The following is a 25,817-nucleotide window of genomic DNA, read 5'->3' as shown; positions in this document are numbered from 1 at the left end:
GAGCCATGCTGCGACGTATCGAAATCGGGAACTACAAGTCGATCACGAAACTGCCGATCGAGCTTGGGCGCTTCAATGTGTTCATCGGCGAGAACGGTGCGGGCAAGAGCAATATCCTGGAGGCGATCGCGCTCGCCAGTGCGGCGGCGAGCAACAAGCTGGATAACGAATTCCTTGCCTCCCGTGGTATTCGAGTGACCAGATCGGAGTTGATGCGCGCAGCATTCACCAATGCGACCTTTGCCGAACCGATATCGATCTCGGTCGCGCATCAGAGCGACGAGTGGGTTGAATTCCTTCTCAAGAACGACAATCAACCATATTCCAAGTGGCTTGTGGCAGTTGCAACGAATATCGAGGAAGCCCACCTTGAACCGCCGCACGATCGGATGCGAGTGGATTTTCATGCGGGGCTGCAACTGGCACTTTTGCGACTTGCTTCCGTCGTCCGGCCACTCAACGATTTCCTGATCTACTCTCCAGAGAACTCGGCCCTGCGCACTTTCAACCGCGAAGGCCAGATTGAACCGCTGGGCATCAATGGCGAAGGGCTCTTGAAGCTCATCCACGTCCATGCGGCAATGGAAGGCAGCACAGTCCTGAGTGAAATCCGTGAAGCACTGAAAATGCTCGGCTGGTTCGAAGACTTTGCGCCGTCCACGGAAATCACAGACGAACGCCTGATCATCCGCGACAGGTATCTGGAAGACTTGCCCTTCGACCTCGACCAAAAGAGCGCCAACGAAGGCTTTCTGTTCCTGCTGTTCTACTTCGCCCTGTTCACCAGCAAGCTGACGCCGCAGTTCTTCGCCATCGACAATATCGACGCGTCGCTGAACCCGAAACTGTGCCAGAAACTCACCACGGAACTGGTGCGGCTGTCCAAGGCCAACGAAAAGCAGGTCATCGTCACCACCCATAACCCGGCAGTGCTGGACGGGTTGAACCTCGATGACGACGAACAGCGGCTCTTCGTCGTGTCGCGTGGCCGCGATGGCGCCACCAAGCTGAAACGCATTCAGAAGCCGGCTTCGGATGGCGCCGCGTACCGCCTGTCCGAACTGTTCTTGCGGGGACTGCTGGGCGGCCTGCCCAAGGGATTCTGACATGGCCAGTTTCGCCCTGGTCACGGAAGGCATCACCGACCAGGAAGTGATCTCCTCGATCCTTTACGGCTTCTACGACGAGGAGCCCGACATTGTCGAAGCTCAGCCCGTGCGCGATGAAACGGATGTGCACCGCCAGGGAAATTTCGCAGGCTGGGAAAAGGTCTTCGAATACTGTGGCTTGCCGCATTTCGAGCAGATCTTCCTGACCAACGACTACGCAATCATTCAGGTCGATACGGACGTGGCGGAACATCCGAACTTTGGTGTACCTCTCACCATCGGCGGGAAGGATCGGCCGGAAGCCGATATCATCGCCGCAGTCAGGGACGTCATCGTCGCCAGGATCGGCGCAGCTGTTTATGAGAAGTACTCGACAAGGATTGTGTTTGCGATCGCGGTTCATTCGGTCGAGTGCTGGCTGATCCCTTCGTATGAAAACGCACCAGCGAAACGAACACGCATCAAAAATTGCGCGAAGCATCTCACCGACGCGCTGGCGAAGCAAAACATCGAACTGAAAAAGGAAAGCCGCCTCTACGAGAAGGTCAGCAAGCCTTTCCTTAAGCGGAAAAACCTGGACATGCACATCGATCACAACGCCAGCTTCAAGATCTTCATTGAATCGCTGCCGTCCGAGCGACCACAGGAGTAAGGCCACCATGGACCTGTTCACCAGCGACGACGCGATAGCGCAATGGGAGCAGGCCCTGCCCGGGTTGGCCGGTACGGCGCGCCTGCCGGTGCTGGTGCCGCTGGCCTGGCACCTGCGCCAGCGCGACACCGGGCGCGCGGGAGTGCTGGCGGACGAGACGGAGGCCCTGCTGCCGGATGCCGATCCTGTCATGCGCGCAGGCGTGGCCGCCCGCCTGCAACTGCTGCGCGCCGAAGTGCGCTGGCTAGAGGGTGAACTCGACCGGGCACAGGCCATGGCCCAGGGCGCGTGCGAAGCGTTCCGTACCATCGGCGACATGGCCGGCTGCGCCGATGCGCACTGGCTGTGTGCCTGGATCGCCGTCGACCGGGGCGACCATGTGTGCCGTGACCGCGAGCTGGAACGCTGCGCCGCCGCGGCACAGGCGGCAGGCGATACCGACCGCGCCGCGATCGCCGAAGCGGCCAGCGCCCGCTGGGCCGTGCTGCGCGATCTCGAGATGGCGCGCGACCGCTGGGGAGGGCATTTCGCCACCGACAGGGAGCGCACGCCGGCCCTGGAATGCTGGGTCAACGACTATCTCGGCATGGCCGCCAGCCAGTCGAGCGATTTCGGCGCCGCCGCCCGCCATTACCTGCGCACGCATGAAACCGCGCTGGCGACGGGACAGGTGCGCACCGCGATCATCGCCGCCACCAACATCGGCGAAAAATTCTCCAACCTGAACGACCACCACGCGGCGCTCGAATGGATGCAGCGCGCGCTGGACACGGCGCGGCCGAAAGGCTGGCCGCGCAGCACCGCGGCGGCCCTGCTGCACACCGGCGATACGCTGCGGCGCCTGGGCCGGCTCGATGCCGCCGGCGAACTGCTGCGCGAAGCGCTCGACCTGCTGCAACCCTATGCGAACAGCCGGCTGTATGCGATCGCCCTGCAGTACACGGGCGACCTGTGCCTGGCGCAGCGCGACTACGGTGGCGCGCTGGCGGCGTTCGAGCAATTGTCGGCGCGGGCCGATGCGCTGGACCAGGCCGATTTCCGGATGGTGGCACGGCGCGGCTGCGCCCACGCGCTGTGCTTCCTCGACCGGCCCGCCGAAGCACTGGCGCTGGCACAGGAAGCGATCGACCTGGCCGCCGGCCACCACAATGTCTATAACCACGTGGCCGGGCTGCGCGTGCTGGCGCTGATCCACAACCGCCACGCCCTGCCCGGCCCCGCAGGCATGGTGGAAGCCAGCCCCGCGCTGCACTACCTGCGCCAGGCGCTGCAGGTGGCCGCCACGATCGAAGGCTACATCGTGCCCGGCGACCTGTACGACGCGCTGGCCGAACAGTACGCGCGCGTGGGCGACTACTGCGAAGCCTACATGACGGCGCGCGCCGCCGGCGCTGCGCGCGAGAAAACACACACGCAGGACGCCACGCGCCGCGCGATCGCCATGCAGCTGCACCGCCAGACCGAGAAAGCACGTGCCGAGGAACGGCACCACCGCGCGCTGGCGATGTCCGAGGCGGGACGCGCCGAGCTGCAGCAGCAAACCAGCGCGATCCTGCAGCGGCTGTCCGCGATCGGCCAGGAGATCACGATGCATCTCGACGCCGCCGGTGTCTACGATGTGCTCGATCGCCATGTGCATGCGCTGCTGCCCGCCTATGCGTTCACGATCATGCTGCAGGCGCCCGATGGCGCCGCGCTGGCGCTGGCGTTCGGCACCGAGGCGGGCGAACCGCTGGCGCCGTTCACCATTGCGCCCGGGGACCCTGCCGCGTGGAGCCTGCGCTGCGTGCGCGAACGCCGTGAGATCGCCGTGGACGACCTGGCCCAGCATGCCCCGGCCGTGGATGGGTGCGCGCAGTGCGCCAGCGCGCTGTTCGCGCCGCTGCTGCTGGGCGAGCGCGTGCTGGGCGCGATGAGCGTGCAGGCGCGCCAGCGCGCCGCATATGGCGAACGGGAACGCCTGATCTTCCGCACGCTGTGCGCCTATGGCGCCATCGCGCTCGACAACGCGCAGGCGTACCGCCAGTTGCAGGAAGCACAGTCGCAGCTGGCGGCGCAGGAAAAGCTGGCGGCACTGGGCGCGCTGATGGCCGGCGTGGCGCACGAGCTGAACACGCCGATCGGCAACAGCCTGCTGATCGCCAGCACGCTGGAACAGAAGACCGTCGAGCTGGAGAACGCGCTGAACGGGCCGGGGCTGCGCCGTTCCGAACTGGCCGCCTACATCGGCGATGCGCGCAAGGCGGCCGAACTGGTGATGCGCGGCCTGCACAGTGCAGCGGACCTCGTCGCCAGCTTCAAGCAGGTCGCCGTGGACCGCACCACCGAGCAGCGCCGCCGTTTCCACCTGCACCAGGTGACGCACGAGATCGTGGCCACGATGATGAACCGCGTCCGTGCCTCGAGCCACCGCATCGGCTGCACGGTGCCGGAAGGAATCGAGCTGGACAGCTACCCCGGCCCGTTCGGCCAGGTGATCACGAACTTCATCAACAATGCGCTGCTGCACGCGTTCGACGACCGCACCGGCGGTGCCATGCGCCTGACAGCCGCCCCCGGCCCGGCCGGCAGGGTCACCATCGTGTTCGCCGACGACGGTGCCGGCATCGCGCCCGAACACCTGTCGCGCATCTTCGATCCGTTTTTCACGACAAAGCTGGGCCGTGGCGGCAGCGGCCTCGGCCTGTCGATCAGCTACAACATCGTGACCGGCCTGCTGGGCGGGCAGATCGCGGTGGCCAGCAGCGCCGCCGGCACGACGTTTACGGTTGAACTGCCGCTGGTCGCACCCGCTCCCGCTCCGGATGATCGGCCGCCGATCTATTAGTCACAGGTAAAACCCCTTATAATGATTTGCCAACTTGCCGCGAAGGCCCGGCCATCCGGCGAGCCGATTCAAGTGTGCAGCCTCACCGCGCCGCCCAATCCGTTGTGAACATGTCTACAAAACCGATCAAGCATTACCTCCAGTTTTCCGACTTCACCCTTGAAGAATACGAATACGTGATCGAACGCGCGCACATCATCAAGCGCAAGTTCAAGAATTACGAGATCTACCATCCGCTGGTCGACCGCACGCTGGTGATGGTGTTCGAAAAGAACTCGACGCGCACGCGCCTGTCGTTCGAAGCAGGCATGCACCAGCTGGGTGGCGCGGCGATCTACCTGAACACGCGCGATTCGCAGCTGGGCCGCGGCGAGCCGGTGGAGGATGCCGGCCAGGTGATGTCGCGCATGTGCGACATCATCATGGTGCGCACGTTCGGCCAGGAGATCATCGAGCGCTTCGCCGCCAATTCGCGCGTGCCGGTGATCAATGGCCTCACCAACGAACACCACCCATGCCAGGTATTCGCCGACATCTTTACCTACTACGAGCACCGCGGCCCGATCACCGGCAAGACGGTGGCCTGGGTGGGCGACGCCAACAACATGCTGTATTCATGGCTGCAGGCGGCTGAGGTGTTCGGCTTCCACGTCAACGTGTCCACGCCGAAAGGCTACGACATGGACATGTCGCTGGTGTCCACCAACCGCTACACGCTGTTCGACAATCCGTCGGATGCCTGCGAAGGCGCCCACCTGGTCAACACCGACGTGTGGACCAGCATGGGTTACGAGGAAGAGAACGCGGCGCGCCTGAAAGCCTTCGACGGCTGGATCGTCGACGGTGCCAAGATGGCGCGCGCAGCGCCGGACGCCCTGTTCATGCACTGCCTGCCCGCCCACCGCGGCGAGGAAGTCTCGGCGGAAGTCATCGACGGCCCGCAATCGGTGGTGTGGGACGAGGCGGAGAACCGCCTGCACATCCAGAAGGCGTTGATCGAATACCTGCTGCTGGGCCGCCTCGACGGCAAATAACACACCCGCGAAGCCATGCCATGATCGACCACATTGGAATCATCGTCACCGATTTTCCCAACAGCCGCGCGTTCTACGAGAAGGCGCTTGCACCGATCGGCTATGCCATGCTGATGGAACTGGGCCCGGAGATCACGGGTACCGTTCGCGTGGCCGGCTTCGGCATCGCGCCGAAGCCGGACTTCTGGATCTCGGAAGCAAAATCCGGCACCGCCTCCGGCAACCCTGTCCACGTGGCCTTGCGCGTGGAAAGCCGCGCGCAGGTCGACGCCTTTTACGAGGCCGCGCTGGCAGCCGGCGGGCGCGACAACGGAGCCCCTGGCATCCGTGCCCACTATCACCCTGATTACTTTGGCGCCTTCGTGCTGGACCCGGATGGGCACAACATCGAAGCGGTATGCCACGACCCTGTTTGAAGCAGATTGGAAATTTGAAATGAGCGACATTAAAAAAGTAGTTCTCGCCTACTCCGGCGGCCTGGACACCTCCGTGATCCTGAAGTGGCTGCAGGATAACTATCACTGCGAGATCGTTACCTTCACGGCCGATCTGGGCCAGGGCGAGGAACTGGAGCCGGCGCGCGCGAAGGCGCTCAAGTTCGGCATCAAGCCGGAAAACATCTACATCGACGACGTGCGCGAGGAATTCGTGCGCGACTTCGTCTTCCCCATGTTCCGCGCGAACACGGTGTACGAAGGCGAATACCTGCTGGGCACGTCGATTGCCCGTCCGCTGATCGCCAAGCGCCTGATCGAGATCGCCAACGAAACCAACGCCGATGCGATTTCGCACGGCGCCACGGGCAAAGGCAACGACCAGGTGCGCTTCGAACTGGGCGCCTATGCGCTCAAGCCGGGCGTGAAAGTGATCGCGCCGTGGCGCGAATGGGACCTGCTGTCGCGCGAGAAGCTGCTGAAATACGCGGAAGACGCCGGCATCGCCGTCGACATGAAGCACAAGAACGGCGGCGCGCCCTACTCGATGGATGCCAACCTGCTGCACATCTCGTTCGAAGGCCGCCACCTGGAAAACCCGAGCGCCGAAGCCGAGGAATCGATGTGGCGCTGGACCGTGAGCCCGGAACAGGCGCCGAACGAAGCCGAGTACCTGGACATCGAATACGAAAAGGGCGACATCGTGGCCCTGAACGGCAAGCGCATGAGCGCCGCCGAAGTGCTGACGGAGCTGAACCGCGTGGGCGGCAAGCACGGCATTGGCCGCCTCGACCTGGTCGAGAACCGCTACGTGGGCATGAAGTCGCGCGGCTGCTATGAAACGCCGGGCGGCACGATCATGCTGAAGGCGCACCGCGCGATCGAATCGATCACGCTGGACCGCGAAGTGGCGCACCTGAAGGACGACCTGATGCCGCGCTACGCTTCGCTGATCTATAACGGCTACTGGTGGGCGCCGGAGCGCGTGGCGCTGCAGACGCTGATCGACCACACGCAGCAGACCGTAAACGGCTGGGTGCGCGTAAAGCTGTACAAGGGCAATGTGATCGTCGTCGCCCGCGATTCGAAGACCGATTCGCTGTTCGACCAGACCATCGCCACGTTCGACGAGGATGGCGGCGCCTACAACCAGGCCGATGCCGGCGGCTTCATCAAGCTGAATGCGCTGCGCATGCGTATCGCCGCCAACGCCCGCATCAAGCGCGGGCAATAAGCGCGGTCAATAAGCACCGTCAACAGGCACTATCATTAAGTAGTCCCTTTCAGGAAAAAAGGGCTGCCCCAGGGCAGCCCTTTTCACATCCGCCCGTGCTCGCCGCCAGCGCGGAAAGTGATACATTTCCCACGACACGAACTCTTCGGATGCGATAACGATGATCCAGAACATAAGCATCAAGAACAAGCTATATGCCGGCTTCGGCGCGATCCTCGCGATCCTGCTGATCCTGCTGGTCATGGCCTACAACAATTTCGCCCGCCTGTCCGAAGCGAACAGCTGGGATCGCCACACGATGCAGGTGCTGCACGCGATCGACGGCGTGAGCCTTGCCGTGATGGAAGTGCAGGCGGAAACGCGCGGCTATTATCTTACCGGCGCCGAGGCGCGCATGACGAAGGTGCGCGCCGAACTGGCACGCGTGCCCGCCGCCGTGTCGGCCCTGCAGAAGCTCGTTGCCGACAACCCTGCCCAGCTGGCCCGGGCGCGGCAGCTGGAAACCATGATCCTGGCGTGGGTGCGCGACGTGGTCGAGCCGCAGACGGCGCGGCGCGCCCAGCTGGGCGACGCGCCGGGTGCCGCCGACGTGATCGGCCGCATGCCGCAGTTCCAGCAGGGGAGCCCGGCCGTGACGGCCGTGCACACGCTGCTGGACCAGGCCCGCGCCGAAGAGAACGGCCTGCTTGCTTCGCGCGCGCAAGACGCCGCGGAGCTGCGGCGCGGCATGAACCTGGTACTGATCGCCGGTGGCGCCGCGTGCGTGCTGCTGGGCATGCTGATCGTCTGGGCATTGACGCGTTCGATCATGGGCCCGCTGACGAACCTGACCGACGTGGTGGGCCGCATCGCCTCCGGCGAACAGGATGCCCGCGTGGAGGTGGTCACGCGCGACGAGCTCGGCCAGGTCGGCCAGGAGTTCAACCGCATGGCCCAGTCCATCCAGGACAACCAGCAGCGCGAACGCGCCGCTACCAACGACCTGCGCTCGAAAGTCGATTCGCTGCTGGCCGTGGTGTCGCGGGCCGCTTCGGGCGACCTGACCGGCAAGGTGGACATTGCCGGCGACGATACGATCGGCCAGCTCGGCCACGGCCTGTCGCGCATGTTCGACAACCTGCGCCTGCTGCTCAACAACGTGCAGAAGGCCGGCATCCAGGTCACCACCTCGGCCACCGAGATCGCCGCATCGGCCAAGGAACAGGAAGCCACCGGCGTGGAACAGGCGCAGACCAGCGTGGAGGTGCTGTCAACCACGAAGGAAATCTCGTCGAACACGTCGCAGTTGCTGAAGACGATGGAAGATGCCACCGCGGTGGCGGACTACACCACGTCGGCCACCGCCGAGGCGCAGGAGAACCTGCGCCGCATGGATGCGACGATGCAGAACATGGTCTCGGCCACGGATTCGATCAACGCCAAGCTGGCCGCGCTGTCCGAAAAGGCTTCCAACATCAACAGCGTGCTGACGACGATCACCAAGGTGGCGGACCAGACCAACATCCTGTCGCTGAACGCGGCGATCGAGGCCGAGAAGGCCGGCGAGGCGGGCCGCGGCTTCGCCGTGGTCGCCACCGAGATCCGCCGCCTGGCGGACCAGACCTCGGTATCCACCTGGGACATCGAGCAGATGCTCAAGGAGATGCAGTCCGCCGTGTCGGCCAGCGTGATGGGCATGGACAAGTTCTCCGAAGAGATCCGCCGCAACGTGGGCGAGGTGCGCGCCGTGACGGACCACCTGTCCGGCATGATGGACCAGGTGCGCAAGCTCGCGCCCCAGTTCGACGCCGTGCTGCAGGGCATGCAGGCCCAGGCCGTGGGCGCGCAGCAGATCAGCGAAACGATGATGCAGCTGAACGATGCCACGCAGCAGACGGTGGAATCGCTGAAGGCTACCAGCGAAGCCGTGCACCAGCTGCAGTACGCGGCCAGCGACCTGCAATCGTCCGTGGCCACGTTCGCGGTCAACGTGTGACGCGGCGGCCATCATGAAGGTGCTGGTCTTCCACATCGGCACCGACCGCTACGGGCTGGCGCTGGCGGCGATCCGGTGCGTGCTGCCGCTGATGGCGCTGAAGGCCCTGCCCGGCGCGCCGGAAGCGGTGGCGGGGCTCATGAACCTGCACGGTAGCGGGATTCCCGTCGTCGACATCAGCAGGCTGGCCGCCGGCACTGCCAGCGCGCACCGGATGGATACGCGCATCGTGCTGGTCGACTACACGGCCCCGGACGGAACCGTGCACGCGCTCGGCCTGGTGGCCGAACGCGTGCAGGGCGTGCAGCATGTCGACGATGCCGCGCTGGCGCCGGCCGGCGTGCTGGCCGCCCCGTTTCTGGACCGCGTGGCCGGCGACGCACAAGGCATCGTGCAACTCGTGGAACCGGACCGGATGCTGCCCGATGCGCTGCGCGCGGTCCTGTTCCGGGACAACGCACCATGAACACGCTGCAGCGGCTGCGCGCGGCAACGGGGCTGAACCTGAGCCGCGAGACCGTCGAACGCGCCGTGCGCAGCCGGATGGGCGCGCTAGGCATCGGCGACCGCCAGGCATACGGCCAGGCCGTCGACGAGGCCGAGCTGGCCGCACTGGTGGAACTGGTGGTGGTGCCGGAATCGTGGCTGTTCCGCGACCCCGGCGCATTCGCCGTGGCGGCGGCCTACACGCAGCGGCGCCTGGCCGACGGCCAGCGCCAGCTGCTGCGCATGCTGTCGATTCCCTGCGCGGGCGGCGAGGAGCCGTACACGCTGGCGATGGCACTGGCCGACGCGGGTGTGCCGCCGGCGGCGTTCGCGATCGATGCCGTCGACCTGTCCACCGCGTGCATCGCCCGCGCCCAGGAAGGCGTGTATGGCCGCAATGCGTTCCGCGGCAAGGACCTGGACTTCCGCGAGCGGCACTTTACCGCCGAAGAGGATGGCCAGTACCGGATCGACGCCGGGTTGCGACGGCGCGTGCGCTTCCGCCAGGGTAACCTGCTGACGAGCGAGCTGGCACCGCCGCGCAGCTACGACGTGATCTTCTGCCGCAACCTGCTGATTTATTTCGATACGCCGACGACCGCCATGGCGATCGCCAGGCTGTCGACCCTGCTGGCCGACGAGGGCGTGCTGCTGGCCGGTTATGCCGAAGTGCCGTCGTTCGTGCAGAACGGGTTCACCGCGCTGCCCTACCGGCAGGCATTCGCGCTGCGCAAGGATGCGTCGCCCGATGACGGCCCGTATGCCGGCCTGCCTTTGCCGGTGAACGAATCCACCGTCGAGCGGCACCGCCAGCCGGGCCCCGCGGCAGCGGCCCGCGAACGGCGCGCCGTGCCACGCCCGGCCCCGCCCGCTGCCGCGCCGGCTGCTCCCGTGCGCGCCATGCAGCGTGCCGCCCAGCCGCCCCCCGCTGCCACGGTCACCAGCCCTGCCCCGCCGGCAGCGACCGCCGCGCCGGTTGCCGGCACGCTGGGCGAAGCGCGCCGCCTGGCGGACCTGGGCCTGCCGCGCGAGGCGGAAGCGATCTGCCGCACGCTCGCCGCGCGCGAGCCGGACAACGCCGCAAACTGGTTCCTGCTCGGACTGCTGGCCGAGGAGGACGCGCCCGACGAGGCGCAGGCGCACCTGCGCCGCTGTATCTACCTGGAGCCCGATCATTACGAGGCGCTCTGCCACCTGGCGCTGCTGGCCGGGCGGCGCGGCGACAAGGCGGCGCAGGACACCCTGCGCGAGCGCGCCGCGCGCGTGTGGCGCCGCCAGGGTGCCGGCAAGGCCGAACCATGAATAGCAAACGATGAGCACAATCATTCAACCGGAAAAGCGCGGGCAGGATATGGGCCGCGCCATCGACGATACCTATCTGCGGCAATGGGCCGAGCATTTCCGCGCGCCGATCGATGCCGGCGAAACCGCCGATGCCTCGGCCGTGGCGTTCCGGGTCGGGGCCGAATGGCTGGCGCTGCCCACGGCGATGCTGCTGCGCGTCGCCCCCCATGCGAGACCGCACCGGGTGCCGCATCGCACCGCGCGCGGCCTGCGCGGCATCGTCAACGTGGGCGGGCAGCTGTATCCCTGCATCGCGCTGGCCGACCTGCTCGGCATCGATGCCGATGGCGGCAGCGCGCGTACCGGCCGCCACACATTCGCCCGGCTGCTGCTGGTGCGCTGGGAATCCCTTGCCTACGCACTGCCGGTGGCGGACCTGCACGGCATCGTGCGCTATGCCGGCAGCCGCGTGCAGCCGCCGGCCGCCACCATCAACAAGGGCGTGCAGCGCTACCTGTCGGGCGTGGTGGCCGAAGGCGACATGCGCATCGGCCTGCTGGACGCCGCGCAGCTGGGGCCTCAACTGGCGAAGGCATTGCGATGAGTGACGACCTGTCGCAGTTTTCGATGCTGGAACTGTTCCGCATGGAGGCGGAAAGCCAGACGCAGGCACTGACCGACGGCCTGCTGTCGGTCGAGCGCCATGCCGGTGCCGCCGCGCTGGAAGCGATGATGCGGGCGGCCCATTCGATCAAGGGTGCCGCGGCCATCGTGGGGCTGGACGTGATCGTGCAGCTGGCGCACGGCATGGAAGACGCGTTCATCGCCGCCCAGCACGGCCTGCTGAAACTGACGCCGAATCGCGTCGACGTGCTGTTGGCCGGCGTCGACCTGATCGTGCAGTGCTCGCACTTGCAGGAAAGTGGCCTGCAAGGCTGGCTGGCGGAGCATGGCGACACGATCCGGCGCACGATGGAAGCGATCCGCGGCATTGCCTTCCTGCCCGAGCCGGTAAGCATGGCGCCCTCTCCCGCACCGGCACCGGCACCTGCACCTGCCCCGGCACCTGCATCCGCCCTCACATCGGCGCCGGAGTCCGCATCGCTTCCTCATCCCCCGCCCGCGGCCATGCCCGCCGCGGCACCCGAACCGGCCACGCCGGCGGAGGCACCGGCACCACGCGGCAAGCCCGTGGGCTCGGACCGGCTGCTGTCGCTGGCCGGCGAGGCGCGCATCGCGGCGCACCAGATGCAGCCGCTGATCCAGGCGATGCAGCGCCACAAGCGCCACCAGGGTGCGCTGTTCGCCGCGCTCGACGACCTGCAGGAAGCGATCGTCCGCAACGGCGACCCGGTGCTGCGCGAAAAGGTGGCCCAGGTACTGCACCGGGGACAACCGCTGAAACAGTTCATCCTCGCGCACCTCGCCGACATGGAGCAGTACGAGCGCCGCCTGCTGAACGTGGCGCAGGGCATGGTGGACGAAGTACTGGCGCTGCGCATGCGGCCGTTCCGCGACGGCGTGCACCACTTCCCGCGCATGGTGCGCGACCTGGCCAGGAACCTGGGCAAGGACGTGCGGCTGGAAATCCGCGGCGAGGATACGCTGGTGGACCGCGATATCCTCGCCCGCATCGAAAGCCCGCTGAACCACATGCTGCGCAATGCCGTGGACCACGGCATCGAAGCGCCCGATGTGCGCGAACGCTCCGGCAAGCCGGCGCACGGCACCATCGTGCTCGAGGCGCGGCACCGGGCCGGCATGCTCAACATCGAGATCCACGACGACGGCGCCGGTGTCGATCCGGAGCGCATCCGTGCCGTCGTGGTGGCGCGCCGCATGGCCACGCAGGCGATGGCCGACACGATGTCGCACGCGGAGCTGATGCAGTTCCTGTTCCTGCCCGCGTTCAGCCTGAAGACCGAGGTGACGGAGATCTCCGGCCGCGGCGTGGGCCTGGATATCGTGCACGACACGATCCGCGAGCAGAACGGCACCGTGCGGCTCGAATCGGTGCCCGGCCGGCGATTCCACACCCACATCACGCTGCCGCTGACGCAGTCGATCGTGCGCTCGCTCGTGGTGGACGTGGGCGGCGAGGCTTACGCGATGCCGATCGTCAAGGTCGAACGGGTGCTGCAGGTGCCGCGCTCGGAGATCCACACGCTGGAGAACAAGCAGTTCTTCGCGTTCGAAGGCGAAAACGTGGGGCTGGTGTCCGCCGCCCAGGTGCTGGAACTGGGCGAAACGATGCACCAGGATCTGCTGCCGGTGATCGTGGTGGGCAGCGGCGCCCACCGCTATGGGCTGGTGGTCGATGCGATCCGCGGCGAGCATAGCCTGGCCGTGCACAGCATCGATCCGGTGTTCGGCAAGCTGCGCGACATCGCCGCCGCCGCCCTGCTGACCGACGGCGAGCCGGTGCTGATCCTCGATGTGTCCGACCTCCTGATGTCGATCGACAAATTGCTCGCCGAGGGCGGCCTGCAGCAACTCGCGCGCGCCGATAGCGCGGCGAGGCGTAGAATGAAACGCATCCTCGTTGTCGACGATTCGCTGACCGTGCGCGAAATGGAGCGCAAGCTGCTGACGGGCCGCGGCTTCGAGGTGGACATCGCCGTCGACGGCATGGATGGCTGGAACGCGGCGCGCTCCGGCGACTACGACCTGGTCATCACCGACGTCGACATGCCGCGCATGGATGGCATCGAACTCGTCAACCTGATCAAGAAGGACCCGCACTTGCATACCTTGCCCGTGATGATCGTGTCGTACAAGGACCGGCCGGAAGATCGCGCGCGCGGGCTGGCCGCCGGTGCCGACTACTACCTCACCAAGGGCAGTTTCCATGACGAGACCCTGCTCGATGCCGTGGCCGACCTGATCGGGGATGCATTCCGATGAAGATCGGCATCGCCAACGATGTCGCGATGGCGGCGGAAGCGCTGCGCCGCGTGATCGCCGGCACCAAGCTGCACCAGGTGCTGTGGATCGCCCGCACCGGCCTGGAAGCGGTGCGCATGTGCGCCGAGAACCGCCCCGACCTGGTGCTGATGGACCTGAACATGCCGGAACTCGATGGCGTGGAAGCGACGCGGCGCATCATGGCCGAGTCGCCGTGCGCGATCCTGGTGGTCACCGGCCGGCCGCAGGACAGCGTCAACCAGGTATTTCGCGCGCTGGGCGCCGGCGCGCTGGACGTGACCGCGACGCCGATCCTGATTCCCGGCCACGACCAGGGCGCCGCCCAGTTGCTGGCCAAGCTGCGCACGATGGAAAAGCTGATCCGTCACAGCGGCGGCATGCAGCCGCGTTCCGTCCTGCCATCGGCCGAGCGGGTGGCGTCGAACGTGCGCACGCTGGTGGCGATCGGCGCTTCGACCGGGGGGCCGGTTGCGGTGGCACGGATCCTGGCCGGCTGGCAGGCGCCGCCCGGCTGCACGATCGTCGTGGTACAGCATATCGACGAAAACTTCGCCGATCCCTTTGCCAAATGGCTGGGCGACCAGCTGACGATGCCGGTGCGCCCCATCGAACAAGGCGATCCGCTGATGAGCGGCACCGTGATGATCGCGAAAAGCAACGACCACTTGGTACTGGATGAAAGTCACCAACTAGGTTACGATGCGGTGCCGAAGGATTATGCCTATCGGCCGTCGGTCGATGTCTTTTTCCGCTGCGTGGCGCAGCACTGGCGCGACGATGCCATTGGCATCCTGCTGACGGGCATGGGGCGCGATGGCGGCGAAGGCCTGCTGGCCATGCGCCGCGCCGGCAAGACCACGGTGGCGCAGGACCAGGCCACCAGCGCCGTGTACGGCATGCCGCGTGCGGCGGCCGAGCTCGATGCGGCCCAGCTGATCCTGCCGCTGGAAAAAATCGGCCCGTTTTTGCGCAGCACCACTGGAGGCAAACCCTAGGGCAGTAACCCTGAACGCCGCCAGCGTTCAACCGTTACTGATCAACCTTAGGAAGCCCGATGTCCCAGGCCTTCACCGCTGGCGCGGAACCCCGTTTTACCCCTACCACCTTCAAGGTGCGCGTGCTGCTTGTCGATGACCAGTTGCTGGTCGTGGAAGCCGTGCGGCGCATGCTGGCCGACCAGCCCGACATCGAATTCCATTTCGTGACCGATCCCGCCAGCGCGGTCGAGTGCGCCGCGCGCCTGCAGCCTACGGTGATCCTGCAAGACCTGGTGATGCCGGGCTGGGATGGCTTCGACCTGATAGCCCGCTATCGTGCCACGCCCGAACTGGAGCACGTGCCGGTGATCGTGCTGTCGGCCCGCGACGAAGCCGCGTCGAAGGCGCATGGCTTCGCCGTCGGCGCCAACGATTACCTGGTGAAACTGCCGGACCGGCTGGAACTGCTCGCCCGTGTGCGCTACCACTCGGGGGCCTACATCAGCCGCCTGCAGCGCGACGAAGCGTTCCGCTTCCTGCGCGAAAGCCAGAACCGCCTGGCCGAAGCCAATATCGAACTGCAGAAGCTGGCGGCGCTGGACAGCCTGACCGGCATCGCCAACCGCCGCCGCTTCGACGAGCTGCTGCAGCACGAATGGCAGCGCGGCCAGCGCGAACGCCGCCCGCTGTCGCTGCTGCTGTGCGATATCGACTGCTTCAAGCTGTACAACGACACATTCGGCCACCTGGCCGGCGACCTGTGCCTGAAGAAGGCGGCGGCCGTGATGACGGCCTGCCTGAAACGGCCGGCCGACCTGGCCGCCCGCTATGGCGGCGAGGAATTCGCGCTGGTACTGCCGGATACGGATGAAGCCGGCGCACGCAGCGTGGCCAGCGATTGCCTGCGCGCCCTGGCCGAACTGGAGATCGGCAACCCACGGGCGCCGCACAGTGTCGTCACGATGTCGATTGGCGTGGCGACGCTGATCCCGACGTCCGACATGTCCACGGCCGAATTGGTGGAAGGTGCCGACCGCGCACTGTACACGGCCAAGGATGGCGGGCGCAACCGCGCTGCCAGCGCAGTGTTTGCTCAAATAAAGACGGGTTCGGGTTCGAGCAGAACGCCGTAGCGTTCGCGCACGTCGGCCTGGATCGCCGCCGCCAGCCGCCGCACGTCGGCGCCGGTGGCACCGCCGTTGTTGACGAGCACCAGCGCCTGCTTCGGATACACGCCGGCCGCGCCCAGGCTTTTCCCCTTCCAGCCGCACTGGTCGATCAGCCAGCCGGCGGCCAGCTTTTCGGTGCCGTCTTCCTGCCGGTGGTGCACGAGGTTGGGGAACTTCTCGAGCAATGCGGCGCATTGCGCAGCGCCCACGACTGGATTCTTGAAGAAACTGCCGGCGTTGCCGATCACGGCCGGGTCCGGCAATTTGCGGCGCCGGATCGCGATGACGGCATCGGCCACCTGCCGCGCGGTGGGCTCCCCAACGCCTTTTCCAGCCACCTCGTTGGCCACCTCGTTGGCCAATTCGGCATAGCGCAGGTTCGGTCGCCACGCGCGCGGCAGCGCGAACGTGACGTCGACGATGACCAGGCCGCGGCCGGCCTCGTGCTTGAAGATGCTGTCGCGGTAGGCGAAGCGGCACGCCGCACCATCGAACGTGGCCAGCGCCCCCGTGGAAGGATCGAATGCCGTGAGACTGTGGAACACATCTTTTGTTTCGAGGCCGTAGGCACCGATGTTCTGGATCGGCGCCGCGCCCACCGTGCCCGGGATCAGCGCCAGGTTTTCCAGGCCGCCGAGGCCCTGCGCCAGCGTCCATTCCACGAAACCATGCCAGTTCTCGCCGGCCTGCGCGCGCACCAGCACGTGCTCGCCGGTTTCGCCGACGACCGCGCGGCCGCTGGTGGCCATGTGCAGCACCAGGCCGTCGAAGTTGCCCGTCAGCAGCAGGTTGCTGCCGCCGCCCAGCACCAGCCGCGGCAAGCGTGCCAGTCCGTCGTTTGCCAGCACCGCCGCCAGCTGGCCCGGCGCCGTGATCCGGACATAATGCCGGGCATGGGCATCGATGCCGAAAGTGTTCAGGTCGCGCAGGGAAAAATCGTTCTGGAGAGGTGGTTCGGGATGCATGGACGGCTGGCTCGGTTTCTCGATATTTGCTCGATTATAGAGGGAAGGGAAAAAAACGACCGACCGTTCGCAGCGTGCGTCCGTTAAAATGTCGCATCTCTTGCGCGGCATTGCCGCGAGCAACAAAAAAATCGAAAGGAACCATCATGCCATCGTTTGACGTCGTATCCGAGGCGGACATGATCGAGGTGCGCAACGCCGTCGACCAGTCCAACAAGGAGATCACCACCCGTTTCGACTTCAAGGGCAGCGACGCGCGCGTGGAACAGAAGGAACACGAGCTGACGGCATTCGCCGACTCGGACTTCCAGCTGAGCCAGGTACGGGACGTGCTGACCAACAAGCTTGCCAAGCGCAAGGTCGACGTGCGCTTCCTCGACGAAGGCAAGATCGAGAAGATCGGCGGCGACAAGGTCAAGCAGGTGATCAAGGTGAAGAACGGCATCGAAACGGAAACGGCCAAGAAGATCACCAAGATCATCAAGGAAAGCAAGATGAAGGTGCAGGCCAGTATCCAGGGCGAATCGGTGCGGGTGACCGGCGCGAAGCGCGACGACCTGCAGGCCGCGATGGCGCTGCTGCGCAAGGAAGTGGCCGATACGCCGCTCGAATTCAACAACTTCCGCGATTGATGCGGCGCGTGCCGGCAATCCCTGAGGACAGCAATGAAACGTGTTGATGATTTCCGCCTGCGGTTCGGCGACAAAGAGTATGTACCCATCATGATCGGCGGCATGGGCGTGGACATTTCCACGTCCGAGCTGGCGCTGGAGGCTGCGCGCCTGGGCGGCATCGGTCATATTTCCGACGCGATGGTCGAAGATGTTTCCGACCGCCGCTTCGATACCAGCTTCGTCAAGGAAAAGACCAAGCTGTACAAGTTCAACATCAATAACATGGACAAGGCGGTGGTGCAGTTCGACCTGAACCGCCTGGCCGAGGCACAGCGCCTTCACATCGGCAAGACCATGGAAGCAAAGAAGGGCCCCGGCCTGATCTTTGTAAACTGCATGGAAAAGCTGACGATGAACGGCCCGCGCGAAACGCTGCGCGTGCGCCTGAACGCGGCGCTGGATGCGGGCATCGACGGCATCACGCTGTCGGCCGGCCTGCACTTCAATTCGTTCGGCCTGATGGCCGAGCACCCGCGCTTCCGCGAAGCCAAACTGGGCATCATCGTCTCGTCGGTGCGCGCGCTGCAGATCTTCCTGCGCAAGAACGCCAAGCTGGATCGCCTGCCCGATTACGTCATCGTCGAAGGCCCGCTTGCCGGCGGCCACCTGGGCTTCGGCCTGGATGACTGGCAGGACTACGACCTGCACACGATCACCGGCGAAGTCCTGGCCTACCTGAAGGGTGAAGGGCTGGAGATCCCCGTGCTCGCCGCCGGCGGCATCTTCACCGGCAGCGACGCCGTGTCGTTCCTCGAGATGGGCGCGGCCGGCGTGCAGGTGGCCACGCGCTTCACGATCACGAAGGAATGCGGCCTGCCGGACAAGGTAAAGCAGGAATATGCGAAAGCTTCCGAGGAAGACGTGATCGTCAACGGCATCTCGCCGACCGGCTATCCGATGCGGATGCTGCGCAACACACCGGCGATCGGCACCAACACGCGCCCGGGCTGCGAATCCTACGGCTACCTGCTGGACGCGACCGGCAACTGCTCGTACATCAACTCGTACAACCGCGAGGTCACGGCGAACGGCGGCAGCGACAAGGGCGTGAAGGTGATGGACAAGACCTGCCTGTGCACGCACATGCGCAACTTCAATTGCTGGACGTGCGGGCACTACACGTACCGCCTGAAGGACACCACGCACAAGCTGGCCAGCGGCGACTACCAGCTGCTGACGGCCGAACACGTGTTCCGCGATTACCAGTTCAGTACCGACAACCGCATCGCGCTGCCGGAACGCGAGGAAGCCCAGGCGGCCTGACCTCTTCATTGCGGTATTCGAACGGCGCGGCTCGCAAGATCCGCGCCGTTTCTTTTGGCGTTCCGCACTTACGTTCAAATTTACGTTTCGAATTTACGTTCAGTAACAAGCTGGCGGACAAATCACGACACCTCGCGCAAGGTTTCGTGACACTCGCTGCCTAGAATGGGCCGTTCCCCATCGACAGGAACAGACCATGCATTCTTCCCTTTCCCGGCGGCGCGCGCTGCTGTCGGCGCTTTCCCTCGCCATCCTTTCCGCATGCGGCGGCGGTTCGTCCGATCCGGCTCCGCGCCAGGGCAATGAACCTGCCCCACCGCCCCCGCCGCTGCAGTACGCGCTGACCGGCGAGGCCATCACCAAGGTGCGCGCCGAACGGAACGCCTGGGTGGCGCTGGCGGAAGCGCAAAAGGTGGCCGCGCTGACGCGGCCGGAGCGCCGCCTGCTGTTCGCCCGGGGCGCGGCCACGCCCGTTGCCTGGACGCCGCCCGAGGGCTGGTCCCTGCTCGACTTCGCACAACACCCCTCGCTCGAAGTGACGGCGGTGCTGGGCACCGATCACGCGGTGCGCCTGCTGCGCTTCGACAGCGGCGGCACCCTGTTGCGCGAGCAGGCGTTCGCCGACCCCGCCGTGGCCCACGATCCGTTCATGGACGACCCGATCCACGAACGCGATCCGCAGTCGATGCTGCCCTACGCGACACGCGACGCCGCACGCCTCGCGCCCCTTGGCGAAGACGCGGTGCTCGCCCTGCGTACCGGCAAGGATGCCGTGGTGGCCTACCGCTTCGGCTACGGCCAGGCCGGGTTCGCCCAGCGCTGGCGCACGCTGGTCGAACCCGGCGTGCAGCTCGGGCTTGCAGCCATCATCGGCGGGGGCTTCGATCCGTTCCAGTCGTTGTCCAACCCTGCCCACGTGCGCCTCGACGTCAGCGCGAGCGGGCGGATCGCCGTGGTCGTGCAAAGCGACAGGACCAACCTGATCGACGGCCATGCGCGTCACTTCGACGAGCCGCTGCCGGCCGGCATGGCCTATGGCCTGTTCGTGACGGAACTCGATGCGGCGGGCACGCGCATCGGCACCCGCGTGGTACCGATGGCGGTGCGCCCCGAAGTGCATGGGGTGCGCTGGGCCGGTGGCACGATCGCGGTGGCGGGAAGGCAGCGCACCGCCACGCCTCAGGACAGCGCCGGCTGGGATGCCTACGTGGCGCTGCTCAGTCCCGGCCAGCTGCCGCGGGTGCAGGTGATCGATGTCGACCGCTGCGACATCGTTTTCGACCTGCTGCCACTGGCCGACGGGCGCATGGTAGCGGCCGGCACGACCGCCTATACGCAGAACCCGGGCGGCGCCAGCATCTCGGAAACGTCGCAACCGCTGCTGGCCGTGCTCGACGCGAATGGCGCCATCGTGCAGCGGCTGCCCTTCCCGGCGGGCGCACGCCAGAACCAGGTGCGTTCGCTGGCGGCCTGGAACGGCGGCTGGCTGGCCGGAGGTCTCGTCAACGGCCCGGGCACGCATTCGGGCGACAGCGATCCCGCGCTGGTCTTCGCCGACGGCTACGTGCGCGAGGGGAAGCTGTAACCGCCGGCCCAGGCCGATCCTGCCCGGGTTCTGCGCGATCCGGCTTCAGCCCGGGATCGGCGTGGCCGGGTACAGCCGCGCCAGTACTTGCCGCGTGATCCCCGCCAGCAGGCCCGTGGCGGCGGCGATGTCGGGCTCTTCCTGCTCGCGCAGCGTGCGCCACAATCCCGTCACCTCCGCTTCGCGCAGCGCAACGGCCTGCTCCACTTCATCCTGCCAGAATGCCGGCGCTTCGCTTTCCACGAAGTTGCCGCGGCCGCGCCCGAAATGGGCGACAGCCAGGTAGCGCAGCACGTTCGTGACCAGCAAGGTACGCAGGAATTCGTCCGACAGCGTGATCGATGGCGTGTTGCGGTCGGTGCCCGCATTGAAGCCCCAGGCGGCGCCGGCGAACGTGAGCGCGCCGATCACGCCGCCCAGCAAGGCGCCGGTACCCAGCGTGAGCCCGCCGGCGGCCAGGTCGGCGGACAGCCCGGTCGCGGCGCCGGACACGATCGCCCCCAGCAGCGCGGCCTGGCCCTTCTCCACCGGTGCCTTGACGACGAAGTTGTTGCTGACCCGGGCGTTGATCGTGGTGGCCGCGCTGGCGTCGAGCCGGTGCAGCGACAGCAGGCTGACCGTCGCCTGGCCGATGCCGAGGTTCAGGCGCGCGACCAATGTGTTCATCGCCCTTTCCTGCCGCTTGCGGTCGTCGCCCTTGCCGATGCCGACCAGTTTCAATGCGGAACCCAGCATGTTTTTTTCCGCGGTTTCCACCACCTGGCGATCGCGCACGGCGTCATGCAGCTGCTGCGCGATCACGGCCATCGAGTGGTGGAAGCGCTGGGCATTCTGCGCTTCCCATGCCGCCAGCAGGCGGCCATGCGCCTGGCGTTTTTCTTCCGGCACGAGCCGGCCCAGCGCTTCGTAGAACACGTGCTCGTGCACCCAGCAGCGGGCGAAGGCATCGAGCGGCAGCACGTCGCGCACGGCGCCGTACTGGCGCATGTGCTCGCGCCAGCGCAACTGTTCGGCCGCTTCTTCCGGCGCCGGCCGGGGCGGGCCCATCTGGTTGAGCAGCACCAGTACCGGCTTGCCCAGCCATTCGAGGATGCGCATTTCGGATGGCAGGTAGCCGGCATCCTCGGGCCGCTCCGCGGAATTGACGAGGTACAGCACGATGTCGGCATCGTCGCGCGCGGCGCGCAGTGCCTGCTGGCTGAGCCAGAACGGGCGATCGCGATAACGGTCGATCACCTCGCGCAGGAACCAGCCGATGGGATTGCCGGTCATCGCCAGGCGCTTCATGAGCCGTACCGAATCGCCGAAGCCGGGCGTATCCCACAGCACCAGCCGGTCGCCCCCTTCGGTGGCCTGCAGCGTGTGCGATTCGGAGAGCGCGGTCACGTGCGCCGCATCGCGCACCTCGCCCACATCCATTCCCAGCAGCGTGCGGGCCAGCGTGGTCTTGCCGTTGTTGGTGTGCGAGATCAGGGCCAGCTGGATCGTTTCGCTCATGCGCCCTCCCCCCTTGCCGGCACTTGCGCCGCAAGCAGGTTGACGACGGTGGGATCGGCACCATGGAACATGCAGAACTCGCGCCACAGTTCGACCCGCTCGCGCACGCGCTGCGGGTCGGGCGTGCGGCTGCTGAACGGGGATTCATCGAGCAGCACCACGGCACGCCGGCAGAGTATGCCGGCGGCATGGGCGATGAACGCGCCGTGGTTTTCCTTCTCGGGCGTGGCCGCAAGGCTGAACAGCAGGGCCGTCGATGTCACGCCCGGCTCGCGGGGATCGATGTCGCGCAGCGCGGCGGCCGGCTCGGCACCATACGGTACCGGTGGCAACAGGCGCACGCGGGCACGCTCGCCCAGCAGTTGCGCGGCCACCGCTTCCAGGCCGCGGCTGCGGGCTTCGTCCACCGTGAAGCTGTAGGGCAGTACGCGCAGCATGCCGGCTTCGCCGCCGGCCGCATCGTTCAGCTGGCGGAAATACGGCTGCTCCAGGTCGAGCGGGAAGCGGCGCGCCAGCAGCGTCGCCTTCGCCGCGGCGAACGCGGCAAACACGAGGCGCGGCAAGACGACCAGCAGTAGCAAGGTGCCCGCATACAGGTGCGCCCAGCGGGCGCCGTCGCTCGCCGCCGCCGGCGCGCCGGCGGCAAAGTGCAGCGCCTGCACGTCCGCCAGCGTGAAGCCCTGCGCCCCGAACACGGTCATTGCCGGCCAAAACAGGATCGACAGCACCTCATGGACCTGCGCCGCGCCCAGGAACGTGCTTTCCCAGCCGGCGCCATATTGCGACAGCATGCCGCGCGCATACAGCGACGCCACCGCGCCCACCGCGAACAGCGCGGCGGACAGGTGCATCGTGCGCGACAGCCGCGCCCCGTTCAGCGGCGCGCTCAGCACGGCCCAGTCGGCCATGAACGCATGCAGACCCGATGCGAGCGCGTGCGGCATCTTGCGCGGCATCGCGCCATTGCCCACGGAAAGGTGGCGGATCCATGCTGCCCGCATGCGCGTGACACCCGCCTTCGGTATGCACAGCCAGGCCAGCATCGCCACGTAGACAAGCAGATTCCAGCCGACGATCGCCAGCAGCGGCGCGGACAGCAGGTCGACCCGGTGCGGGTCGGTGATCCTGTCGAGGCCGGCACCCAGCACGAGGGCCAGCAGCGGCAGCAGCCAGGCGGTGGCATGCAGCCCCGGGGCGCGCTTCGCGAAGACGGCAAAGGTCGGGTGGCGCTGGGATAGCTTCTTGATGACCTGTTCGGAACGCTGCTGCAGGAAATGCTCGGAGGTTGCTTCGGCCCTGGTTTCCGAAGCCTGCCATCGGGCCAGTTCGCGGGCGGTGCGGTTGGCATAGCGGCGGTCGTCGTCGCTGAGGATCTCGCGGTTCCGGTCCGTGGTTTCGATCGCGCGCACGAGAACCACGCTGCGGGCCAGCTCTTCGTTCATGGGCATCCTTGTTGTTGAATCCGGATTGTAACGCCCGTCGGGCGCAACAGCCGTCCGCACGGCAATACCTGCCTGCATCTTCTCCGGTCAACAGCTCGGGTAGGCGCGCGCAATGATGCCCGGGCCTGGTGTGTCGACCAGGCCCAGGCTGGACAGCGCGGTACTGATCAGCGTTGCTGGATCTTGTCCGTGTGGCGGCTGCCGGCATCGGACGGCGCTTCATCCGGGCTGCCCTGGCGCTGCCGGTTGGCGGCGTCGCCGGATTGCCGGTTGCCCGATGGCGCGGAGGGCGATTCCTGCGATCCCGCGTGCTGCTTCTGTTCGAGGCCGCCATGGCCGGACTGCCGTGGTCTTGCCTCGCGGTCTTCATCTGCCTGGGCTTCGTTGCGGACAGCCTGCTGGCGAGCGCTCCAGCCTGCCTGCTGGGCACCTTCGCCGCCCCGGCTGCTGCCGACGTTGTCATCGGGCTGGCCCTGCAGTTCCCCACGGCTGCGCAGCGAAGCGCCCTGCTGCTCCGCCGATGCTGATTGCACGTTCGCACCGCCTCCCTGCACCGCGCCGGGTGCCACGCCCTGCAGGCTGCCTTCGGCGACCGTGTTCTGGTCCTTCGTGGTTTGCGAGCGGACGCGCTTGTCGTCCGGACTGCCTTTCTTCGACATGATGTGCTCCTCCTGTGGCGACGCCGGCCGGGCGTCAACAGGGCGATCATGCGCCCGCTGCCGGCATGGCTGTATCGGCGCAGCCTGTGCAGGCATGTAGGACATGCCTTACCTGTTGCAAGCAGGGGATCAGTGCATGGCCGGGGCAGGCACCGTGAGCTGGAGGCCGGCGTAATACTGTTTTGATCCCTTGAACTTCGTCAGTTCCATATTCCGGTTCCGCCTGGTGTACGAGCAGTGTATCCAGCCGGAACTGGCGGCACCGGGAACGAAGTTTTCCAGGATCAGCTGGTCGAAATCCAGGTGCGCCGAAATCCACAGCGCCACGTCGTGGACGGTATAGCCGGTTACGTGAAAGTCGGCGGCCTCGCCCACGCGGTGCTGGGATCGATCGCTCCCGCCGACCGCGGTATTGACCAGGGAACTGCGATAACCGCTGTGTACGATGACGGGTTTCGAGAATTGCTTGCGCACGGGCTCGAGGATATTGACGCATACCGCCCTGAGGTTGGCGATCGCGGCGGCGTCCGGGGTGTTCGGCAGGCCGGTAGAGGTTGTCGTCAATTCGGCCAGCGTGAAATTCGGACTCAGTGTCGGGGTAGGCATGATATGGCCCTCGTCATCAATGACTGCAGCGGATGAAATTCGTGTCGGAAGCGTGGGTTCGCACCAGGGTAAGAACGTTTCGCTGGTGTCGGAATTCCAGCACGCGCGTGTCCGCCGTCTTGCCATAGGGATGGCTGCCACCGAGCGCAACGGCAACCCGCCCTTGATCGAACCGGTAGCGGATTGCTGCATAGGAAAACTTCGCCGCCGCGCCATCGGCATCGACAGCGATATCGAGACGGTCGCGGCTGAATGTCAGTTCGGGGCGGGCACAGTCGGCCGGGGTACGGGCCCATGCGCCGATGAGGACGTTATCGGAAGGCGATGCGGGCAGACCGGCGCACGCGGCGATGGCGGCCAATGCGCCAGCGGACACGAGCCTAACGAACACGCGCCTGGTGGACACAAGCCTGGTGGACACGAGCTTGCGCGAGCGGACGAGGTTTCCCCATTGCGCCATGATCGCCTTTCATGTGGAATCATGCGTGGCAAACGACGGTACCAGGGAATTCTAGCAGCGTGGCTTGCAGGAATATAGCGACGCGCCAAAAACGCCACATCGGCAATCGTCCACTGCTTCAGTGGGGATGACGCGGCACGCGTTTCAGGGAATACGAACGACTTCACCAGCGTCAGCTCGCCTGAGGGTTTTCCATGTAACAGCCTGATCGAACCAACTCCCATGTTGGTTACCGGACCATGGCCCGGCCGAGCAAAAAACCGGGGCCTGGAGCGAAGTCAGCGCGTACTGCAAAGCATGAGTACAAATGAAAAAAGCCCACTGCGATCACGCAATGGGCTTCTTTCGGAATTACAGCCTGACGATAACCTACTTTCACACTGGTTGCAGCACTATCATCGGCGCAAAGTCGTTTCACGGTCCTGTTCGGGATGGGAAGGGGTGGGACCGACTTGCTATGGTCATCAGGCATGACTTGTACGATCGATTGCTCTCAGTGGAGCAGCAATCGATCTCAATCCGGAAGAAGTAAAGTTGGGTTGTAGTGTTCAACTACGTCT

General features: G+C 66.0%; 22 protein-coding genes and 1 rRNA gene. 16 read left to right on the top strand and 7 right to left on the bottom strand.

The genetic code is table 11. The annotated features are described in order from the left end of the window. Positions 1-5 precede the first annotated feature (5 nt). The 13 genes from ACY65G_RS26820 (at position 6) to ACY65G_RS26760 (ending at position 16,070) form a co-directional block, all read left to right on the top strand. Positions 6-1,106, top strand: a complete 1,101-nt coding sequence (locus ACY65G_RS26820) for an AAA family ATPase (RefSeq protein ID WP_465000337.1) — start codon at positions 6-8, stop codon at positions 1,104-1,106. Between the two features lies 1 nt (position 1,107). Continuing rightward, positions 1,108-1,761: a hypothetical protein gene (locus tag ACY65G_RS26815; protein WP_465000336.1), complete on the top strand. Its 654-nt coding sequence runs from the start codon at positions 1,108-1,110 to the stop codon at positions 1,759-1,761. A gap of 7 nt (positions 1,762-1,768) precedes the next feature. Then, positions 1,769-4,588 (top strand): ATP-binding protein, encoded by a 2,820-nt coding sequence (locus ACY65G_RS26810; protein ID WP_465000335.1) that lies wholly within the window; start codon positions 1,769-1,771, stop codon positions 4,586-4,588. 110 nt (positions 4,589-4,698) lie between these two features. Further along, positions 4,699-5,622 carry an ornithine carbamoyltransferase gene (gene argF / locus ACY65G_RS26805; RefSeq protein ID WP_465000334.1) on the top strand — a complete coding sequence of 308 codons (924 nt, stop codon included), beginning with the start codon at positions 4,699-4,701 and terminating at the stop codon, positions 5,620-5,622. A 20-nt stretch (positions 5,623-5,642) separates the two neighbouring features. After that, complete coding sequence (locus ACY65G_RS26800) at positions 5,643-6,038, top strand: VOC family protein (RefSeq protein WP_465000333.1); 396 nt, start codon at positions 5,643-5,645, stop codon at positions 6,036-6,038. Positions 6,039-6,057: 19 nt separating this feature from the next. Next, a complete protein-coding gene (locus tag ACY65G_RS26795) occupies positions 6,058-7,290 on the top strand; it encodes an argininosuccinate synthase (RefSeq protein ID WP_465000332.1) in 1,233 nt (410 codons plus the stop codon). Between the two features lie 160 nt (positions 7,291-7,450). After that, positions 7,451-9,265, top strand: a complete 1,815-nt coding sequence (locus tag ACY65G_RS26790; protein WP_465000331.1) for a methyl-accepting chemotaxis protein — start codon at positions 7,451-7,453, stop codon at positions 9,263-9,265. Between the two features lie 13 nt (positions 9,266-9,278). Then, the gene (locus ACY65G_RS26785; protein WP_465000330.1) at positions 9,279-9,731 is read left to right on the top strand and encodes a chemotaxis protein CheW; all 453 of its coding nucleotides are present in this window, start codon (positions 9,279-9,281) and stop codon (positions 9,729-9,731) included. Continuing rightward, positions 9,728-11,053: a CheR family methyltransferase gene (locus ACY65G_RS26780; RefSeq protein ID WP_465000329.1), complete on the top strand. Its 1,326-nt coding sequence runs from the start codon at positions 9,728-9,730 to the stop codon at positions 11,051-11,053. Before ACY65G_RS26785 ends, ACY65G_RS26780 begins: the two co-directional genes overlap by 4 nt. A gap of 10 nt (positions 11,054-11,063) precedes the next feature. Beyond that, the gene (locus ACY65G_RS26775; RefSeq protein WP_465000328.1) at positions 11,064-11,639 is read left to right on the top strand and encodes a chemotaxis protein CheW; all 576 of its coding nucleotides are present in this window, start codon (positions 11,064-11,066) and stop codon (positions 11,637-11,639) included. Beyond that, positions 11,636-13,939, top strand: coding sequence for a hybrid sensor histidine kinase/response regulator (locus tag ACY65G_RS26770; RefSeq protein ID WP_465000327.1), 2,304 nt, complete (start codon positions 11,636-11,638; stop codon positions 13,937-13,939). Before ACY65G_RS26775 ends, ACY65G_RS26770 begins: the two co-directional genes overlap by 4 nt. Beyond that, the gene (gene cheB / locus ACY65G_RS26765; protein ID WP_465000326.1) at positions 13,936-14,955 is read left to right on the top strand and encodes a chemotaxis-specific protein-glutamate methyltransferase CheB; all 1,020 of its coding nucleotides are present in this window, start codon (positions 13,936-13,938) and stop codon (positions 14,953-14,955) included. Before ACY65G_RS26770 ends, cheB begins: the two co-directional genes overlap by 4 nt. Positions 14,956-15,014: 59 nt before the next feature. Further along, on the top strand, positions 15,015-16,070 hold the full coding sequence (locus ACY65G_RS26760) for a diguanylate cyclase domain-containing protein (protein WP_465000325.1): 1,056 nt from the start codon (positions 15,015-15,017) through the stop codon (positions 16,068-16,070). Here ACY65G_RS26760 and murB read toward each other — a convergent pair. After that, complete coding sequence (gene murB, locus ACY65G_RS26755) at positions 16,031-17,071, bottom strand: UDP-N-acetylmuramate dehydrogenase (protein WP_465000324.1); 1,041 nt, start codon at positions 17,069-17,071, stop codon at positions 16,031-16,033. The genes ACY65G_RS26760 and murB overlap by 40 nt on opposite strands. Before the next feature lie 146 nt (positions 17,072-17,217). Between murB and ACY65G_RS26750 the strand changes: the two genes are divergently transcribed. The 3 genes from ACY65G_RS26750 (at position 17,218) to ACY65G_RS26740 (ending at position 20,593) form a co-directional block, all read left to right on the top strand. Then, a complete protein-coding gene (locus ACY65G_RS26750; protein ID WP_130185588.1) occupies positions 17,218-17,703 on the top strand; it encodes a YajQ family cyclic di-GMP-binding protein in 486 nt (161 codons plus the stop codon). Between the two features lie 33 nt (positions 17,704-17,736). Then, positions 17,737-19,008 (top strand): nitronate monooxygenase, encoded by a 1,272-nt coding sequence (locus ACY65G_RS26745; protein ID WP_465000323.1) that lies wholly within the window; start codon positions 17,737-17,739, stop codon positions 19,006-19,008. 196 nt (positions 19,009-19,204) lie between these two features. Then, positions 19,205-20,593, top strand: coding sequence for a hypothetical protein (locus ACY65G_RS26740; RefSeq protein WP_465000322.1), 1,389 nt, complete (start codon positions 19,205-19,207; stop codon positions 20,591-20,593). Between the two features lie 45 nt (positions 20,594-20,638). On the opposite strand, the gene ACY65G_RS26735 is transcribed toward ACY65G_RS26740, so the two are convergent. The 6 genes from ACY65G_RS26735 to rrf all read right to left on the bottom strand — a co-directional run bounded on the left by ACY65G_RS26735 (position 20,639) and on the right by rrf (position 25,726). Then, positions 20,639-22,090 carry a DUF3482 domain-containing protein gene (locus ACY65G_RS26735; RefSeq protein ID WP_465000321.1) on the bottom strand — a complete coding sequence of 484 codons (1,452 nt, stop codon included), beginning with the start codon at positions 22,088-22,090 and terminating at the stop codon, positions 20,639-20,641. Then, on the bottom strand, positions 22,087-23,532 hold the full coding sequence (locus ACY65G_RS26730; RefSeq protein ID WP_465000320.1) for a DUF2868 domain-containing protein: 1,446 nt from the start codon (positions 23,530-23,532) through the stop codon (positions 22,087-22,089). Before ACY65G_RS26730 ends, ACY65G_RS26735 begins: the two co-directional genes overlap by 4 nt. A gap of 167 nt (positions 23,533-23,699) precedes the next feature. Next, positions 23,700-24,191, bottom strand: coding sequence for a hypothetical protein (locus tag ACY65G_RS26725; RefSeq protein ID WP_465000319.1), 492 nt, complete (start codon positions 24,189-24,191; stop codon positions 23,700-23,702). Between the two features lie 129 nt (positions 24,192-24,320). Then, complete coding sequence (locus ACY65G_RS26720; protein ID WP_465000318.1) at positions 24,321-24,797, bottom strand: D-Ala-D-Ala carboxypeptidase family metallohydrolase; 477 nt, start codon at positions 24,795-24,797, stop codon at positions 24,321-24,323. Positions 24,798-24,813: 16 nt separating this feature from the next. Continuing rightward, positions 24,814-25,257, bottom strand: coding sequence for a hypothetical protein (locus ACY65G_RS26715; protein WP_465000317.1), 444 nt, complete (start codon positions 25,255-25,257; stop codon positions 24,814-24,816). A gap of 356 nt (positions 25,258-25,613) precedes the next feature. Then, positions 25,614-25,726: ribosomal RNA gene (rrf, locus tag ACY65G_RS26710) — 5S ribosomal RNA — on the bottom strand. Between the last annotated feature and the right edge of the window lie 91 nt (positions 25,727-25,817).

The organism is Pseudoduganella sp. jia 12, assembly GCF_055502675.1.
Note: the sequence above shows the minus strand (reverse complement) of the source record. Positions and strands in the feature narration are given on the sequence as shown.

What these genes read in the sequence shown, in the direction of transcription:
- ACY65G_RS26780 (WP_465000329.1), top strand. Translation starts at nt 9,728, where the DNA reads ATGAACACGCTGCAGCGGCTGCGCGCGGCAACGGGGCTGAACCTGAGC.
- ACY65G_RS26735 (WP_465000321.1), bottom strand. Translation starts at nt 22,090, where the DNA reads ATGAGCGAAACGATCCAGCTGGCCCTGATCTCGCACACCAACAACGGC.
- argF (WP_465000334.1), top strand. Translation starts at nt 4,699, where the DNA reads ATGTCTACAAAACCGATCAAGCATTACCTCCAGTTTTCCGACTTCACC.
- ACY65G_RS26745 (WP_465000323.1), top strand. Translation starts at nt 17,737, where the DNA reads ATGAAACGTGTTGATGATTTCCGCCTGCGGTTCGGCGACAAAGAGTAT.
- murB (WP_465000324.1), bottom strand. Translation starts at nt 17,071, where the DNA reads ATGCATCCCGAACCACCTCTCCAGAACGATTTTTCCCTGCGCGACCTG.
- ACY65G_RS26810 (WP_465000335.1), top strand. Translation starts at nt 1,769, where the DNA reads ATGGACCTGTTCACCAGCGACGACGCGATAGCGCAATGGGAGCAGGCC.
- ACY65G_RS26720 (WP_465000318.1), bottom strand. Translation starts at nt 24,797, where the DNA reads ATGCCTACCCCGACACTGAGTCCGAATTTCACGCTGGCCGAATTGACG.
- ACY65G_RS26730 (WP_465000320.1), bottom strand. Translation starts at nt 23,532, where the DNA reads ATGAACGAAGAGCTGGCCCGCAGCGTGGTTCTCGTGCGCGCGATCGAA.
- ACY65G_RS26775 (WP_465000328.1), top strand. Translation starts at nt 11,064, where the DNA reads ATGAGCACAATCATTCAACCGGAAAAGCGCGGGCAGGATATGGGCCGC.
- ACY65G_RS26715 (WP_465000317.1), bottom strand. Translation starts at nt 25,257, where the DNA reads ATGGCGCAATGGGGAAACCTCGTCCGCTCGCGCAAGCTCGTGTCCACC.
- ACY65G_RS26760 (WP_465000325.1), top strand. Translation starts at nt 15,015, where the DNA reads ATGTCCCAGGCCTTCACCGCTGGCGCGGAACCCCGTTTTACCCCTACC.
- ACY65G_RS26820 (WP_465000337.1), top strand. Translation starts at nt 6, where the DNA reads ATGCTGCGACGTATCGAAATCGGGAACTACAAGTCGATCACGAAACTG.
- ACY65G_RS26795 (WP_465000332.1), top strand. Translation starts at nt 6,058, where the DNA reads ATGAGCGACATTAAAAAAGTAGTTCTCGCCTACTCCGGCGGCCTGGAC.
- ACY65G_RS26815 (WP_465000336.1), top strand. Translation starts at nt 1,108, where the DNA reads ATGGCCAGTTTCGCCCTGGTCACGGAAGGCATCACCGACCAGGAAGTG.
- ACY65G_RS26770 (WP_465000327.1), top strand. Translation starts at nt 11,636, where the DNA reads ATGAGTGACGACCTGTCGCAGTTTTCGATGCTGGAACTGTTCCGCATG.
- cheB (WP_465000326.1), top strand. Translation starts at nt 13,936, where the DNA reads ATGAAGATCGGCATCGCCAACGATGTCGCGATGGCGGCGGAAGCGCTG.
- ACY65G_RS26800 (WP_465000333.1), top strand. Translation starts at nt 5,643, where the DNA reads ATGATCGACCACATTGGAATCATCGTCACCGATTTTCCCAACAGCCGC.
- ACY65G_RS26725 (WP_465000319.1), bottom strand. Translation starts at nt 24,191, where the DNA reads ATGTCGAAGAAAGGCAGTCCGGACGACAAGCGCGTCCGCTCGCAAACC.
- ACY65G_RS26785 (WP_465000330.1), top strand. Translation starts at nt 9,279, where the DNA reads ATGAAGGTGCTGGTCTTCCACATCGGCACCGACCGCTACGGGCTGGCG.
- ACY65G_RS26740 (WP_465000322.1), top strand. Translation starts at nt 19,205, where the DNA reads ATGCATTCTTCCCTTTCCCGGCGGCGCGCGCTGCTGTCGGCGCTTTCC.
- ACY65G_RS26750 (WP_130185588.1), top strand. Translation starts at nt 17,218, where the DNA reads ATGCCATCGTTTGACGTCGTATCCGAGGCGGACATGATCGAGGTGCGC.
- ACY65G_RS26790 (WP_465000331.1), top strand. Translation starts at nt 7,451, where the DNA reads ATGATCCAGAACATAAGCATCAAGAACAAGCTATATGCCGGCTTCGGC.